The sequence below is a fragment of the Streptomyces sp. NPDC047079 genome, from assembly GCF_040643755.1.
Lineage (GTDB): Bacteria > Actinomycetota > Actinomycetes > Streptomycetales > Streptomycetaceae > Streptomyces.
Genome location: NZ_JBEYUZ010000008.1, coordinates 159,686 through 175,394 on the forward strand (window position 1 = coordinate 159,686; position 15,709 = coordinate 175,394).

Here is a 15,709-nt window from a genome sequence, read left to right on the forward strand (position 1 = left end):
CAGCGGAGCCGAAACACGGGCTTAACGCTCGCCTGGGCTTGAGGGAGAGGGGCCCGATGATTGACGTCCTGGTCGTGGACGACGACTTCCGCGTCGCCGAGATCAACGCGAAGTACGTGGGCAAGGTTCCTGGCTTCCGGGTCGCAGCCCGTGCGCACAGTGCCGCCCAGGCTCTGGCCGCCGTGGAGCGTGCCCCGATCGACCTCGTTCTGCTCGACCACTATCTGCCCGACCATACGGGCCTCGAACTGGTCCATCGCATGCGGGAACGCGGGCACGGCACCGACGTCATCATGATCACGGCGGCCGGCGATGTGGCGACCGTCCAGACCGCGATGCGCCTGGGCGCCCTGCACTACCTGGTGAAACCGTTCACCTTCGCGGCCCTGCGCACACGCCTCGACTCGTACGCGGCCCTGCGTCGCACCGTCGACCGGGTCGGCGGCCGAGGCGTGGCGGGCCAGGAGCAGGTCGACCGCATCTTCGGCGCCCTGCGTACGGCGCCGGTCTCCTCGTCGCCCAGGCTGCCCAGCGGCCAGTCGGAACCCACCACCGACCTGATCTGCGACGTCCTGCACCGGGCCGCCCAGCCGCTGTCGGCACACGAGGTGGCCGCCAGGACGGGGCTCAGCCGTTCCACCGCCCAGCGCTATCTGCGCCACCTGGAACAGGCGGGGCGACTGCGGCTCTCCCTGAAGTACGGCGACACGGGACGGCCGGAACACCAGTACACATGGGTGGCGCCGTAGGGCTCCGGCTGGTCTCGTACCTCAGCCACGGTTCGTCTCGTACCTCAGCCACGGCGTCTCCTACGTCACCGGGGGCGCCCTCCGCCGTCCCGGCGCCCGGGTCCGTCAGACCGCCCCGGCGCCCGTGAGTGACCGCACCTCGGTCTCCGCGTGCCTGGCCTCGTCCGCCGGTTCCACCGAGGTGACCGTGCCGAGCCAGCCCGCGAGGAAGCCGAGCGGGACGGAGACGATGCCGGGGTTCTGCAGCGGGAAGTACTGGAAGTCCACGCTCGGGAAGAGTGATTCGGGGCTTCCCGAGACCACCGGGGACAGCACCACGAGCCCCAGCGCGGGCAGGAGTCCGCCATAGACCGCCCACACGGCGCCCCTGGTCGTGAAGCCGCGCCAGAAGAGCGTGTACATCAGGACCGGCAGGTTCGCGGACGCGGAGACCGCGAAGGCGAGCCCCACCAGGAAGGCCACGTTGAGGTCGCGGGCCAGCAGCCCGAGCGCGATCGCGAGTCCGCCTATGCCGACGGCGGCGGCCCGCGCCACCGCCACCTCGCCGCGCGGCTTGGACCACCGCCGCCTCAGCGAGGCGTACAGATCGTGGGCTACGGCGGCCGAGGACGCCAGTGTGATCCCGGCGACGACCGCGAGGATGGTGGCGAAGGCGATCGCGGCGACCACGGCGAACAGGATCGTCCCCCCGGTGGAGTCCGCTCCGCCGCCCAGCTTCATCGCCAGCAGCGCCACCGCGGTGTTCCCGGCGGCGTTGGACTCCCGCACCCCGTTCGGCCCGACGACCGCGGCAGCGCCGAAGCCGAGCACGATCGTCATCAGATAGAAGCCACCGATGAGACCGACCGACCAGACGACCGAGCGCCGGGCGGCCCGCGCGGTCGGCACCGTGTAGAAGCGGGACAGGATGTGCGGCAACCCGGCAGTGCCGAGCACCAGCGCCAGGCCCAGGCTGATGAAGTCGATCCGCGCGGTCCAGTCCCCGCCGTACTTCAGCCCCGGCGCCAGAAACGCCTCCCCATGCCCACTGCGCTCCGCCGCCGTGCGCAGCAGCGCATCGACGTCCCCGTGGAAGCGCACCAGGACCAGCACGGTCAGCGCCATCGTGCCGCCGAGCAGGAGGACGGCCTTGACGATCTGGATCCAGGTCGTGGCCCGCATCCCGCCCAGCGACACATAGATCACCATGAGCGCGCCGACGACGACCACCGTCCACGCGCGCGCGGCCGCGCTCGTCCCCCCGAACAGCAACGCGACCAGACTGCCCGCCCCTACCATCTGCGCCACCAGGTACAGCACGGACACCGTCACCGAGGACGTGCCGACGGCGATCCGCACCGGTCGTTCACTCATCCGCGCCGCGATCACGTCCGCGAGCGTGAACCTCCCGCAGTTGCGCACCAGTTCGGCGACGAAGAAGAGCACCACGAGCCAGGCCACCAGGAAGCCCACCACGTACAGCATCCCGTCGTACCCGAAGAGGGCGATGAGCCCGGTGACCCCGAGGAAGGAGGCCGCCGACATGTAGTCGCCCGCGATGGCAAAACCATTCTCCATGGGCGAGAACAGCCGTCCGCCCGCATAGAACTCCTCCGCCGACCCATGCCGGTTGCGACTCACCCACGTCGTGATCGCCAGCGTGATCGCGACGAAGACGCTGAACAGCACGAGCGCCAGAGCCTGATGGTGTCCGGTCACCGCTCTCCACCCCTGAGTCCCCGCGTCAGCTCCTGGGTGTCCCACCGCAGATCCAGCGCGGCCCGGTCCCTGCGCAGCCGAGCGTGCCGCGCGTACGCCCAGGTGAAGAGGAACGTCGTCAGGAACTGCCCGAGCCCCGCGAGCATCGCCACGTTCACCGATCCCGCCACCGGCCGGCCCATCAGTCCGGGTGCGGTCTGCGCCGCCACCACATAGCCGACGTACCAGGTGGAGAAGACGGCGAGCCCCGGGATCACAAACCGTCGGTACCTGCGGCGGACCTCCTGGAACGCCGCGCTGCGCTGAACCTCCAGATAGACGTCCGCCATCCGGTCGGTTCCTTGCTGTTCCCCGCGCATGTGCGGCACGCCGGGAGCGGGAGCGCCCGTTCCGTCGAGTTCGCTCCAGCCGGATGCGAGCGTGTCGTACCAGGGGTCGTCGTAATCCGCCTGGCCGTCCTCGCCGGCGACCGCCGGGGCCGGGTCGCGGCCTTCGTACTTCTCAACCGGACTCTCGGGGCCTTCCCCGCGTCTGCGGGAATGGCCATTGCTTGACTTCATGCACAAGGATGGACAGAACGGGAAGATCCCTGACTCTTCTTCTCCGCGCTCTTCACCCCATCAGGTGACTCACTTCGACGGGGGCCGCGCCAGCTCTTTCGCATAGGCGTAACGGACCGCCTGGGCACGGTCCTTGAGTCCCGCCTTGGCGAAGAGATTGTTGATGTGGGTCTTCACGGTGGCCGTGGAGACATGCAGCCTGCGGGCGATCTCCTGGTTGGTCAGCCCCTCGGCGATCAGCACGAGTACCTCCGTCTCCCGTGCGGTGAGACCGTCCGGCGCCACCGCGGGTGCGGGCGGTTCCGGCCCCGCCTCCGACAGCCGCTCGAGCAGGCGCCGTTGGATACCGGGGGACAGCCCCGCGTCCCCGGACAGAACACTCCGTACGGCCCGCACGATCTCCTCCCCTCCCGCGTCCTTGGTGAGATAGCCGCGCGCGCCCGCTCTCAGCGCCGGGAACAGCGAGTCGTCGTCCGCGTAGGTGGTGAGCACGACGACCTGGGTCCCGGGGTACTCCTCGCGAATGCGCCGTGTGGCCTCGACTCCGTCGCAGCGCGGCATACGCAGGTCCATCAGCACGACGTCCGGGGCCAGTTCGGCGACGAGTTTCACCGCCTCGTGCCCGTCCCCGGCAGCGCCGACGACCTCCACCCCGGGAAGCAGCCCGAGCAGCATCACAATGCCCTCGCGCACGACCGTCTGGTCGTCCGCCACCACGACCCGGGCGGGCTTCCCGCTCTCCTCCTCCGTCATACGGGCACCTTCAATGTCACCACGAACCCTTCTTCGCCCGGCCCGGCGTCGAGCGAGCCGCCCAGGAGCTCGGCACGCTCCCGCATGCCCAGGAGACCGTACCCGGCCCCCGACCCCGTCAGCTCACCCGGCGATCCGCCCGAGTCCCTCACGTGCAGCGTCACTTGGTGGTCGGCGTACTCCAGCCGTATGTGCACCTTGGCGCCCGGTGCGTGCTTGCGGACGTTCGTCAGTGCCTCCTGAGCGACTCGGCGGACCGCCTGTGAGGCCTCGGCGGGCAGCGGCCTGCGATCACCCGAGACGGTGACATCTGCGCCGTCCGCCGTGGCGACGAGCTCGCTGAGGAAGTCCTCGAGCGGGGACATCTCGCCACGGAGGGCGGAGAGCGCCTGCCGGGTCTCGGCAAGCCCCTCCCGGGCCATGCCGCGTGCCGCCACCACCCGTTCCAGGATCTTGTCCCGGTCGGCTCCGCCCTCGATCAGCAACCGGGCCGCCTCCAGATGCACCAGCTGCGCCGAGAGGCTGTGCGCCAGCACGTCGTGGATCTCCCGGGCGATCCGGGCCCGTTCCGCCAGCGCCGCCGACTCCTTCTCGGCCGCCCGGGCTGCCCGCTCCTGGGCCAAGAGCCGCTGGGCGCTGCCACGGGCCTCGGCGTCGAGGCGCAGGACGTAGCCGGCCAGTGCCATGCCCGCGACCGTGGCGGCGGTGGTCAGCCACTCGTCGTTGTCGACCGCGGAGTACGAGGCGAGGGCGACCGAGGTCACGGGCAGAGCGGCCGCGAGCGGCAACCGCTCCAGGGCGGCGATGCCACAGCCGCACCAGATCACGAGGGCCGGGACGCGCAGGTCGGTTGCCTCTGCCGCGCCCGCCAGCGCGAGCAGCGCGGTGACGAGTGCCAGGGACGGCCAGAGTCTGTGCGCCAGCGTGGTGCGGAAGAAGGCCCAGGAGATCAGCGCGGTCGCGATGACGCCCGCCGCTGCCCCGGCCGCACCCCAGCCGCGGAGGTGACTGCGGGTGAACACGCCCCACAGCAGCAGGCCGAGCACCGATATCCTCACGGCCCAGGCGAGCAGTCGCCGGGGCTCCGAGAGCCCCTTGCGGCCGAGCGCCTCACGGGAGGGCCAGCGCGTCCACGCGCTCTCCGTCATACGCGCTCCCTCCGCGTGAACCGGGGCATGCCGTCACCGTACGCCGCGGCCGGGCGGGACGACGGAGCAAGGGACTGCGCACGCCAGACGAGGATTCCGGCGCGGACCAGCAACGTGCCCGCGAGGGCCAGCACCAGGGCGGAACTGTCCTGGTGGACGCCCAGCAACGCGCCGAGCGCGAAGAGGCCGACCCGCAGCGCGATGCCGACGATCCAGACGACCACGCTGGCCTTGGTGCTCCTGCTCCACACGGCACCGTCCGCCTCCGCCCATATACGGGTGGTCCAGGCCCAACCGGCCCCGGTGGCCAGTCCGATGAGCAGCTCGGCACCGAGCAGCAGGGCGGACTGGGTGGGGTGACGGGCATCGAGGATGCCGTTCCCGCGCAGCGCCACGACCGCCAGGATCACGGGCAGGAGCCACCAGCGCCGGTCGCTGTCGACCCGGCGGGCACGGAACTGCCGCAGGATCACCAAGGCCGCCACGGCCACGATCACCAGCGCGTTGACAAGGCCGGACATCAGAGCCTCCGTGAGCGGAAAAGGAGCTGTCGACGGCGAGTGCTGTCGACGCCTTCGACGCTACGGAGTTCCGCTGGTGGGCAGATCGGCGCTCGGGTGGATCGTGGGTGGAACCCGGCGCGCTCTCCGTCTCCACCCACGGGTGGAGACGCCTGCCGCACCGCCTGCCGCACCGCCGGGTGCGGAGCTCGGCCGACGGGCAGGGGCCCTCGATGCCTGCGGACGACGTCGGTGACCCCGCGGGATCCCGGCGGATCCCCGCGGATTCCGGCGGTGACCCGTATAAGGGTGGTGCCCCCGCGGGCACGGATCGTTCACGCCCGGCGGCGCCCAGGGGCCCGGTGGACGCCGGGTCCTCGCCCCCAGTCCCGGCCCCGGGTTCGCCGGGTCCCGCCCGGCCCGTACCGGGGGCCGGGTCCCGCCCGGCCCGTACCAGGGCTATGCGTCGATGCGCGACCGGTCCAGCGTCGCCGCCGAGCCGGAGATGAACTCCTTGCGCGGTGCCACGTCGTTGCCCATCAGCAGATCGAAGACCTGCTCGGCGGCCTCCAGGTCGGAGAGGTTGATCCGGCGCAGGGTGCGGTGGCGCGGGTCCATCGTCGTCTCGGCCAGCTGATCGGCGTCCATCTCGCCGAGACCCTTGTAGCGCTGGATGGAGTCCTTGTACCGGATGTTCTTGCTCTGCAGCTCCAGGAGCTTGTCGCGCAGCTCGCGGTCCGAGTAGGTGTAGACGTACTTGTCCTGGCCCTTCTTCGGCTGGACGAGCTCGACACGGTGCAGCGGCGGCACCGCGGCGAACACCCGGCCCGACTCGACCATGGGCCGCATGTAACGGTGGAACAGCGTCAGAAGCAGGGTCCGGATGTGGGAGCCGTCCACGTCGGCGTCGGTCATCATGATGATCTTGCCGTAGCGGGCCGCGTCCAGATCGAAGGTCCGGCCCGATCCGGCTCCTATCACCTGGATGATGGCGCCGCACTCGGCGTTCTTCAGCATGTCCGTCACGGACGACTTCTGGACGTTGAGGATCTTGCCGCGGATCGGCAGCAGCGCCTGGAACTCGGAGTTCCTGGCGAGCTTGGCCGTACCGAGCGCGGAGTCACCCTCGACGATGAACAGCTCGCTGCGCTCGACGTCGTCGCTGCGGCAGTCGGCGAGCTTGGCGGGCAGCGAGGAGGACTCGAGGGCCGTCTTGCGGCGCTGCGCGTCCTTGTGCTGACGGGCGGCGATGCGTGTGCGTGCGGCGGCGACGGCCTTCTCCAGAACGGAGCGGGCCTGCTGGGCCGCGTCACGCTTCGTGGAGGTCAGCCATCCCTTGAGCTCCTTGGTGACCACGTTGGCGACGATGCGGCGCGCCGCCGAGGTGCCGAGGACCTCCTTGGTCTGACCCTCGAACTGAGGTTCGGCCAGGCGTACCGTGACGACCGCGGTGAGGCCCTCCAGGGCGTCGTCCTTGACGATGTCGTCCTCGGCGACGCGCAGCAGCTTCTTGGCGCGCAGTACCTCGTTCAGCGTCTTGGTCACGGCCTGCTCGAAGCCGGCGACGTGGGTGCCGCCCTTGGGGGTGGCGATGATGTTGACGAACGACCTGAGCGTCGTGTCGTACCCGGTCCCCCAGCGCAGCGCCACGTCGACGCCCAGCTCCCGGGTCACCTCGGTGGGCGTCATCTGGCCGTGGTCGTCCAGGACGGGAACGGTCTCCTTGAAGGTGCCCTGCCCGGAGAAGCGGAGGACGTCGCAGACCGGCTTGTCGTTCGCCAGGTACTCGCAGAACTCGCTGATCCCGCCATCGAACCGGAAGGACTCCTCGCCCTTGCTGCCGCCCTCACCGAGCCCGTACTCGTCGCGGACGACGATGGTCAGGCCGGGCACCAGGAACGCCGTCTGACGGGCGCGCTGGTGCAGCGTCTCCAGGGAGAGCTTGGCGTCCTTGAGGAAGATCTGGCGGTCGGCCCAGTAGCGCACACGCGTGCCGGTGCGGGTCTTGGGCAGCTTCTTCGTCTTGCGCAGGCCGCCCTTGGCCTCGAACTTCCCGTCCGGGCCCTCACCCGCGAAAGCGCCCGGCACGCCGCGCCGGAAGCTGATGGCGTGGGTGTGACCGCCACGGTCGACCTCGACGTCCAGGCGCGCGGACAGCGCGTTGACCACGGACGCACCGACACCGTGCAGACCGCCGGACGCGGCATACGAGCCACCGCCGAACTTGCCGCCCGCGTGCAGCTTGGTCATCACGACCTCGACACCGGACAGGCGGGTCTTGGGCTCCACGTCGACCGGGATGCCTCGGCCGTTGTCCCGCACCTCCACCGAGGCGTCGTCGTGCAGGATCACCTCGATGTGGTCACAGTGTCCGCCGAGGGCCTCGTCGACGGAGTTGTCGATGATCTCCCAGAGGCAGTGCATCAGACCGCGGCTGTCGGTCGAGCCGATGTACATGCCGGGGCGCTTGCGCACGGCCTCGAGGCCTTCGAGGACGAGCAGGTGCCGCGCGGTGTAGTTGGAACCGTCCCGGTCTGCTCCGGTGAGCAGCGCTGTGGACGGCACGGACGTCTCGGCGGTCACGCGGTTCGCTCCTCGCTGAATTTTGGATGTGGCCCATTGGGGTAAGGGGCCGGCTTCGGTCACCGGTCCGAGGGTACCGAGGCCTGGTAGAGCCGTTGTACCGCCACCCTCGTCCGAACCCACACTAGTCCACAGTCGCACGAACGTTCGATCTACAGCAGGAGGTGAAGCGCATATCACGTTCCCTTCGAGGCATGAACCATTTAGGCTCCGGGCACGTCCTCATGAACAACCGGCAACCCCGCCGGGAGGGCGAGACAATCGACAGACAGCGCGAATCCGTACTACACAAGACACGCAATACGGCACATTCGCCGCCAACCGGCAGCAGACAGCCGGCTCGGAAAGAAACTTTTCGAGGAAAAGCCGCGAGCGGGAACGTTTTCGGCCTGGTTGGATGTTGACCCTGGTACGACAGCTCGTCGAGCTAGAGAAGAGGCGACGTGACTACTGTTCTGACCCCCGCGAGCCCGCTGACGGCCGCTGACCGCTGCGACCGCTGCGGCGCCCAGGCGTACGTGCGCGTCGTCCTCCTGAGCGGCGGAGAACTGCTCTTCTGCGCCCACCACGGTCGCAAGTTCGAGCCGGAACTCAAGAAGATCGCCGCTGAGATACAGGACGAGACGGAGCGGCTCACCTCCATTCCGAGCGCCTCCGAAGAGGAGCGCTGAGACTTCGCGCCCACGACGAGCCTGCACCGGCAGCGAAGCCGGTGAACGGGCGGCCATCCCGATCACTCGGGATGGCCGCCCGTACTCGTACCGGCGCGTACGAGCCGGCATTCTCGTGGCGCCCCGCCGGACGCGCCGGCCGGACACGGCCCGCGGCACGTGCGAGGCGGCCCAGGGCACCACACGCGACGACCACTGGCGTCCGACGCGCCCGCAAGGCGGAACGCCGTGCTCAGCGGAGGCCGCCCAGGGCCCTGACCACCTCGGAGACGCGCGTATAGACTCCGGGGCTCCCCGCCCGCCCGCAGCCGTTGCCCCACGACACCAGGCCGATGAGGCGCCCCTGGGCGACGAGCGGGCCTCCGCTGTCCCCCTGACAGGCGTCGCGGCCCCCCCTGGGCTCTCCGGCGCACAGCATGGAGCCGGCGTCGTACTTCCCGTCCACACCACCGGGATAGGCCCGTGCGCAATCCGCGTCCGGGAGCACCTTGAGGTTCGCAGCCCGCAGGCTGTGCGCGTAGTCGCCATCCCCGGTCACATCACCCCACCCGTACACCGTCGCGGTCGTGCCCGGGGTATAGGCGGGATCACCGGCTGCCGCCATCCCGATCACCGAACCCGCCGGAAGGGGGGAGGCGAGCGTCAGCACGGCGAAGTCACCGACGTTCGTCTCCCCGTTGTACCGGGGATTGACCCAGGCGGTGTGCACCGGGATCTCCGCGCCCTGACCGGACAGAAGGTCCGTGCGTCCGGCGATGACTCTGAGATCGCGCACTTGTCCCGGTGGTGCGCCGAGAACGGCCCCACTCATGCAGTGGGCCGCGGTCAGCACCGTGGACCGGTCCACCGCCACTCCTCCGCAGAACTGCCCGGCCCGCGTACCCCCGAACCGGTCACGGCTGGAGATGGCGACCGTCCACGGACTCTGGGAGATGTCCACCGGAAAGCCTCCGACGACGATGCTGTCCGCCGTGGCAGACGGCGGGGATCCCAGCGTTATCAAGGCCGCCGCGGCTGACAGGACCAGTGCTCGGGCGAAGTGGCGAGGCATGTTCACTCCTCACTGCGAGGTGTTGGTAGAACACCCACAGTGATCCAGTTCGCCGGATCGCGCACACGCAGAGGGGCCGGTTCCCTTGGGAACCGGCCCCTCTGCACTCTCGTCGAGACCTAGTCGAGGTAGTCGCGCAGCACCTGGGAGCGCGACGGATGACGCAGCTTCGACATCGTCTTGGACTCGATCTGGCGGATGCGCTCACGGGTGACGCCGTACACCTTGCCGATCTCGTCGAGGGTCTTCGGCTGACCGTCGGTGAGACCGAAGCGCATCGAGACGACACCCGCCTCACGCTCGGACAGGGTGTCGAGCACGGAGTGCAGCTGCTCCTGGAGCAGCGTGAAGCTGACCGCGTCGGCCGGGACGACCGCCTCGGAGTCCTCGATGAGGTCACCGAACTCGCTGTCGCCGTCCTCACCCAGCGGGGTGTGCAGAGAGATGGGCTCACGGCCGTACTTCTGGACCTCGATGACCTTCTCCGGGGTCATGTCGAGCTCCTTGGCCAGCTCCTCCGGGGTGGGCTCGCGGCCCAGGTCCTGGAGCATCTGACGCTGCACACGAGCGAGCTTGTTGATGACCTCGACCATGTGCACCGGGATACGGATGGTGCGGGCCTGGTCGGCCATCGCGCGGGTGATCGCCTGGCGGATCCACCAGGTGGCGTACGTCGAGAACTTGTAGCCCTTGGTGTAGTCGAACTTCTCGACCGCGCGGATCAGGCCGAGGTTGCCCTCCTGGATGAGGTCCAGGAAGAGCATGCCGCGGCCGGTGTAGCGCTTGGCCAGGGAGACCACCAGGCGGAGGTTGGCCTCCAGAAGGTGGTTCTTGGCGCGGCGGCCGTCCTCGGCGATGATCTCCAGCTCGCGCTTCAGCTTGGGGGCGAGCTTGTCCGCGTTGGCCAGCTTGTCCTCGGCGAAGAGGCCGGCCTCGATGCGCTTGGCGAGCTCGACCTCCTGCTCGGCGTTGAGGAGGGGGACCTTGCCGATCTGCTTGAGGTAGTCCTTGACCGGGTCGGCGGTGGCGCCGGCCGCGGCGACCTGCTGCGCGGGCGCGTCGTCCTCGTCCTCGTCGGAGAGCACGAAACCGGCGCTCTCGGTGCCCTCGGGCTCGTCGCCGCCCTTGGCCTCCTCGAGAACTTCCTCTTCGATCAGTTCGACGTCGTCCTTCTTGGCCGTCGTCTTCTTGGCCGCGGTCTTCTTGGCAACGGCCTTCTTCGCCACGGTCTTCTTGGCGGCCGTCTTCTTGGCGGCGGCCTTCTTGACGGGTGCGTCCTCAGCCGGATCGTCGACCGGCGCGGCCGGAGCGGCCGGGGCGGCGGCCTTCTTGGTGGTCACCGCCTTCGCCGCGACGGTCTTGGTGGCGGTGCGCTTGGCCGGACTCTTCGCTGCGACGCTCTTACGGGTGCGCTTGGGCTCTGCGGCACTGACCATCAGCGTCACACCCTCTTCCTCGAGGATCTGGTTGAGGCTGCGCAGTACGTTCTTCCACTGAGTGGCCGGAATCTGGTCAGCTTCGAAGGCCCGACGCACATCGTCGCCGGCGATCTGCCCCTCAGCCTTTCCCCGCTCAATGAGAGCCATGACAGAGACGGACTCGGCGATCTCCGGCGGGAGCGTACGGGATGTGCTGGCCGACACGAACAACCTCTCGGAACGTTGGAAAACGGCTTCCGGCCCCGTCCATGACGGACAGGAGCCGACCGCCGGCTTGGGGATGGGCCGACGGCGCGGGCGGGGGCCGGGAGGATGCACAGCGCCGTGACCGGCGTCCGTATTCCCTCCTCGGCTGTCACCTCTTAGGTCATCGCGCAGTCCCGAAGAGCGTTACGCCCAATCTGCGTGGCCCGAGTCACACCCCGTAACCGCTCAAAAACGCCCAGACACGGGCAGAGGCGGTCAGCGATCGTCATGACCGGTGCTCGACCGTCGCGGCTCCCTGCCCCGTCACCGCGGATTGCTTGCCTCGGGCAGCGAAGTCCATGACCGACGGCAGGAGTCCACGACCGAGAGCGCCTGGGTCAAGCCGCGACGGCTGCGCCCGGCAGCGGACATCCGCCACTCCTTCACGGGCACCGGCACCGACCCCGGCGATGCCGCCGGTCTCCGTCGGGCTCCGCCGGGTCCCGGGAGGATCCGACGGAGCCCGACGGCGGGAGATGCGGCGCCCGGCCGCGGCGAGGTCGGACACTGCCCGTCGAGCAGCCCGGTCCCGATCGCATCGACCGCGGGATGCGGTCAGTGCTCGCGGGGTGCGGGCACCACGCGCTCCACCTCGGGGTGGACGGTGAGCAGTTGACGCATCGCCCCCTCGGCGGCCGCGCCGTCACCCGAGGCGAGCGCGTCCACGATGCGGCCGTGCTGGGCGAGGGCCGCGTCGTTCGGCCGCTCGCAACCGGTGACCGGACCACCGGAGACCTGGAGGGCGGCCGAGACGATCCCCGAGAGGTGTTCCAGCATCCGATTGCCGGCGACCTGGATGAGCAGCGAGTGGAACTCCGCGTCGGCGCGCGAGAAGGTCAGGGAGTCGCCCTGACCCATGGCGTGGCCCATGATCTCGACCATGTCGCCGAGTCGCTGCTGTACGTCCTCGCGCCCGTGCCCGGCGGCGAGGCGGGCCGCGAGCGGCTCGATGGTCCAGCGCAGCTCGCTGAGCTCGCGGCGCTGGTCGTCGCGCTGCGGCCCGAAGGCGCGCCACTCGATGATGTCCGGGTCGAGGAGGTTCCAGTCGCTCACGGGGCGCACGCGCGTGCCCACGTTCGGACGGGCGCTGACCAGGCCCTTGGCCTCCAGGACGCGCAGCGACTCGCGGACGACGGTGCGGGAGACCTCGAAGCGCTGGCCGATCTCCTCGGGGACAAGCGGGCGGTCCGCGCCGAGGTCGCCGGAGACGATCATCTGGCCGAGCTGCTGGACGAGTTGGCCGTGCAGTCCGCGTCCGCGGCTGCCCGCGGCACGACGGCCGACGCGGCCCAGTTCCGGTTCCGCGCCCTCCCAGGAGGGCGTGCCGACGCGGTCGGCCGAGGGCGCCTCGGCGTAGGGGTAGCGGTCGAGTTCGCCCGGTCCGGCCAGGCCGGAGTCTGCTGAGCGGGCGGCGGTCATCATGGTGTGCGCAAGGGTACTCACGGATCCTTTGTCGGCGCCCTCTCCAACTCCCTTGAGGTCTTTGGTGAAAAGCACACGAAAGGGTGATCGCTCACCCTGTCGCAATTGACGCCTTATCGGAAAGAAATGGGCGTTCTCCGAGGAAGTTGCGCACAGGGAGATACAGATCGGCGCGGACCGCGCTCATCGAGCCCTGCCGCGCCGCGTGGCGAGCAGGTAGGCGCCGAGCAGCGCGGCCAAGGACAAGGCGAGTGCGCCGCCCACGGGTTGAGCGATCATCCGTAGCGCGGCGGCCAGATACCTCTCGCCGCCGAAGGGCCACCGCAGCAGCGCCACTTCCCGCATCCGCGCGGCGAATCCCGCCGCGGTCCGGACGGAGCCGCCTCCCAGCGCTTTCTGTACGAGGGGTACGACGAGGATCGGCACCGCGAGCACCGCGGCGAGTCCGGCGGTCGTCGACCGGAAGATGCCGGCCGCCAGCACACCGGCCCAGGCGCACCCCACGGCCAGACCGGCCCAACTCGCGCTGAGCGAGAGCCAGTCGGCGGGAACCTCCGCCACCTCCCGCCCGTAGAGGACGTAGAGCACTTCGAAGTCGAAGCCGACGGCGAGAAAGGCCAGCGTCAACACTGCGCCCCCCGTGATCAGGAGCTTCGCGGCGAGCAGTCTCAGGCGGCGCGGGACACCGCCGCGGTCCGCCGCCAGAGCGGGGTGGCGGAATTCGTCACCGAAGGCGACGGCACCGAGCAGCCCCGCGCCGAGCGCCGCGGGCGGCAGCGGGAGCTCCTGCGGCCAGGCGCCCAGCAGTCGGCCCCCTGGGGTGTGTCCGGCGCGGGCGAGGACCAGGGAGACCAGGGCGGAGGTGACGAGTACGACGGCAGCGGTGAGCGAGCCCGTGCCGATCCCGGTGGCGCGGCGCAGTTCGTAGCGCAGCGGGTACTGGGGGCTGGGTGTGGGCCGGACGCTGATGGGCGGCGGCAGTGGGGGTAGATCGCCCCGCTCCAGCGCCTCGGCCGACAAAGGCTGAGCAGTGTCCGCGCCTGCGGTCGGCCCCATGTCTCCTACCTCGTCCGCCAGTTGGTGTACGAGGATGCCGTGCCGGAATGCGGTCTCGCCGACGTCGGCGCACGTACTGCCGTACACGGACAGCCGGTTGCCGTCCTCCTGGACGATCTCCACAGAACGCCTCGCGGTTCTGGCCTCCTTGGCGAGCAGGTCACCGAGCCGTGAGGCGTGCGGGCTGCGGACGGCCACGCGGGGTCGCAGCCGGGTGCGGGCGAAGTCGGCAGCCGGTTGGTCGGCGACGAGCCGGCCCTCGTCGAGCGTGATGACGTGGTCGGCGGCGTGCGCGGCCTCCTTGGGGTCTCGCGTGGCGAACAGGACGGTGCCGCCCTGCGCGGCGTGCGCCCGCAGAACGCCGTGCAGCCAGCGGCCTTCCCGGGCGGACAGCCCGGCGGTGGGATCGTCCAGCACGAGGCTGTGCGGATCGGCGAGCAGGGCGCAGGCGAGACCGAGGCGGCGGTCCATCCCGCGCGAGAGGCTGTCCAGGCGCTCGTCACGCAGGCCGACGAGTCCGACCGCTTCGAGGACTTCGTCGGCACGGTCAGCGGGCACACCCACGGCGGCGCACAGCATTCGCAGATGGCCGCGGACCGTGCGGGCGGGGTGACCGGGGACGTCTCCGAGGACGACTCCCACCTCGCGCGCCGGGTGGGCGAGACGGTGCAGTGGACGGCCCCGGAAGTGGGTGATGCCACGGCCCGGTTGGAGTTCGAGCATCAGCCTGAGTACTGTCGTCTTGCCCGCACGGGAGGCCCCGAGGAGCGCGGTCACCTGACCTGGGCGCGCCTCGAAGGTCACGTCATCGACGACGGGCGACAGGTCCTTGCGGGGATCGCCGGTCAGTCCGATCGCCTGGATCACTTGAAGCAAGATAGCGCGATATGTCTGTTTTTTCCGTCACCCGACAGGCGGGCGTCGGCTCCCGTCTCGTTCCGGGCCGTGCCGCAGGGCCCGGGTCCGCGTGGTGATCAGACCTCGGGCCGCAGCATGGGCGGGTTGAGCAGCGTGGCACCGCCCGCGCGGAAAAGCTGGGCGGGGCGGCCGCCCTGCCGGGTCGTCGTACCGCCCGTGGGGACGAGGAAGCCGGGTGTGCCCGTCACCTTGCGGTGGAAGTTGCGCGGGTCCAGGGCCACGCCCCACACGGCCTCGTAGACCCGTCGCAGCTCGCCGACGGTGAATTCGGGCGGGCAGAAGGCGGTGGCCAGCGACGAGTACTCGATCTTCGATCGGGCGCGCTCGACGCCGTCCGCCAGGATCTGGGCGTGATCGAAGGCGAGCGGCGCCGCCTGCTCGCCGTCCCTGCCGTAGCCGCCCTGCTGCAACAGCTCTTCCACGGGCGCCCAGCGCGCGCCGTTGGCGTCTCCTCCGGCCCGGGGCGCGGGCAGGTCGGGGGCGAGGGCGAGGTGGGCGACGCTCACCACTCTCATCCGCGGGTCTCGCTTGGGGTCGCCGTACGTGGCCAGCTGTTCCAGATGGGCGCCGTTGTCCTGTGCCGGTGCGGCCGGGTCGTGTGCGCACAGCCCCGTCTCCTCCGCCAGTTCCCGCGCCGCCGCCTGCGCCAGGTCCTCGTCCGCCCTGACGAAGCCGCCCGGGAGCGCCCACCGGCCCTGGAACGGCGGCTCACCCCTGCGTACCGCCAGCGCGCACAGGGCATGGCGGCGCACGGTCAGCACGACCAGGTCCACGGTGACGGCGAAGGGGGGAAACGCTGACGGGTCGTAGGGCATGCCGCGATCATAGTCGTCTTCCTGACGATAAACACTCCCTTCGCCGACCGCTTCGGTGGCAGATGCACATCTGTCCGGTACGGTGCTCACCGGCGGCCGC

The 15,709-nt window shown here is 70.2% G+C and carries 13 protein-coding genes; 2 read left to right on the top strand and 11 right to left on the bottom strand.

Annotation, left to right across the window (positions count from 1 at the left end; translation table 11 throughout):
* Positions 1-56: 56 nt before the first annotated feature.
* Positions 57-749 carry a response regulator gene (locus ABZ823_RS14035; RefSeq protein ID WP_361658525.1) on the top strand — a complete coding sequence of 231 codons (693 nt, stop codon included), beginning with the start codon at positions 57-59 and terminating at the stop codon, positions 747-749.
* A 105-nt stretch (positions 750-854) separates the two neighbouring features.
* Here ABZ823_RS14035 and ABZ823_RS14040 read toward each other — a convergent pair whose 3' ends face one another.
* From ABZ823_RS14040 to ABZ823_RS14065, 6 genes are all read right to left on the bottom strand, one after another.
* Positions 855-2,447 carry a cation acetate symporter gene (locus tag ABZ823_RS14040; RefSeq protein ID WP_361658528.1) on the bottom strand — a complete coding sequence of 531 codons (1,593 nt, stop codon included), beginning with the start codon at positions 2,445-2,447 and terminating at the stop codon, positions 855-857.
* Entirely contained in the window at positions 2,444-3,007 is a 564-nt protein-coding gene (locus ABZ823_RS14045; protein WP_361658530.1) for a DUF485 domain-containing protein, read from the bottom strand. The genes ABZ823_RS14040 and ABZ823_RS14045 overlap by 4 nt, the downstream gene beginning before the upstream one ends.
* Before the next feature lie 69 nt (positions 3,008-3,076).
* Complete coding sequence (locus ABZ823_RS14050) at positions 3,077-3,760, bottom strand: response regulator transcription factor (RefSeq protein ID WP_361658533.1); 684 nt, start codon at positions 3,758-3,760, stop codon at positions 3,077-3,079.
* On the bottom strand, positions 3,757-4,908 hold the full coding sequence (locus tag ABZ823_RS14055) for a sensor histidine kinase (RefSeq protein WP_361658536.1): 1,152 nt from the start codon (positions 4,906-4,908) through the stop codon (positions 3,757-3,759). The genes ABZ823_RS14050 and ABZ823_RS14055 overlap by 4 nt, the downstream gene beginning before the upstream one ends.
* Positions 4,905-5,429, bottom strand: coding sequence for a DUF1453 domain-containing protein (locus tag ABZ823_RS14060; protein ID WP_361658539.1), 525 nt, complete (start codon positions 5,427-5,429; stop codon positions 4,905-4,907). The genes ABZ823_RS14055 and ABZ823_RS14060 overlap by 4 nt, the downstream gene beginning before the upstream one ends.
* A 438-nt stretch (positions 5,430-5,867) precedes the next feature.
* Positions 5,868-7,991: a DNA topoisomerase IV subunit B gene (locus ABZ823_RS14065; RefSeq protein WP_361658542.1), complete on the bottom strand. Its 2,124-nt coding sequence runs from the start codon at positions 7,989-7,991 to the stop codon at positions 5,868-5,870.
* 443 nt (positions 7,992-8,434) lie between these two features.
* Between ABZ823_RS14065 and ABZ823_RS14070 the strand changes: the two genes are divergently transcribed.
* On the top strand, positions 8,435-8,662 hold the full coding sequence (locus ABZ823_RS14070) for a hypothetical protein (RefSeq protein ID WP_361658545.1): 228 nt from the start codon (positions 8,435-8,437) through the stop codon (positions 8,660-8,662).
* Between the two features lie 232 nt (positions 8,663-8,894).
* On the opposite strand, the gene ABZ823_RS14075 is transcribed toward ABZ823_RS14070, so the two are convergent.
* The 5 genes from ABZ823_RS14075 to ABZ823_RS14095 all read right to left on the bottom strand — a co-directional run bounded on the left by ABZ823_RS14075 (position 8,895) and on the right by ABZ823_RS14095 (position 15,609).
* Positions 8,895-9,713 (bottom strand): serine protease, encoded by an 819-nt coding sequence (locus ABZ823_RS14075; protein ID WP_361658548.1) that lies wholly within the window; start codon positions 9,711-9,713, stop codon positions 8,895-8,897.
* A 119-nt stretch (positions 9,714-9,832) separates the two neighbouring features.
* Positions 9,833-11,356, bottom strand: coding sequence for an RNA polymerase sigma factor (locus tag ABZ823_RS14080; protein ID WP_361658550.1), 1,524 nt, complete (start codon positions 11,354-11,356; stop codon positions 9,833-9,835).
* A 597-nt stretch (positions 11,357-11,953) separates the two neighbouring features.
* Positions 11,954-12,841 (bottom strand): FadR/GntR family transcriptional regulator, encoded by an 888-nt coding sequence (locus tag ABZ823_RS14085; protein WP_361658553.1) that lies wholly within the window; start codon positions 12,839-12,841, stop codon positions 11,954-11,956.
* A 162-nt stretch (positions 12,842-13,003) separates the two neighbouring features.
* The gene (locus ABZ823_RS14090) at positions 13,004-14,743 is read right to left on the bottom strand and encodes an ABC transporter ATP-binding protein (RefSeq protein WP_361658555.1); all 1,740 of its coding nucleotides are present in this window, start codon (positions 14,741-14,743) and stop codon (positions 13,004-13,006) included.
* 107 nt (positions 14,744-14,850) lie between these two features.
* A complete protein-coding gene (locus ABZ823_RS14095; RefSeq protein ID WP_361658558.1) occupies positions 14,851-15,609 on the bottom strand; it encodes an NUDIX hydrolase in 759 nt (252 codons plus the stop codon).
* Between the last annotated feature and the right edge of the window lie 100 nt (positions 15,610-15,709).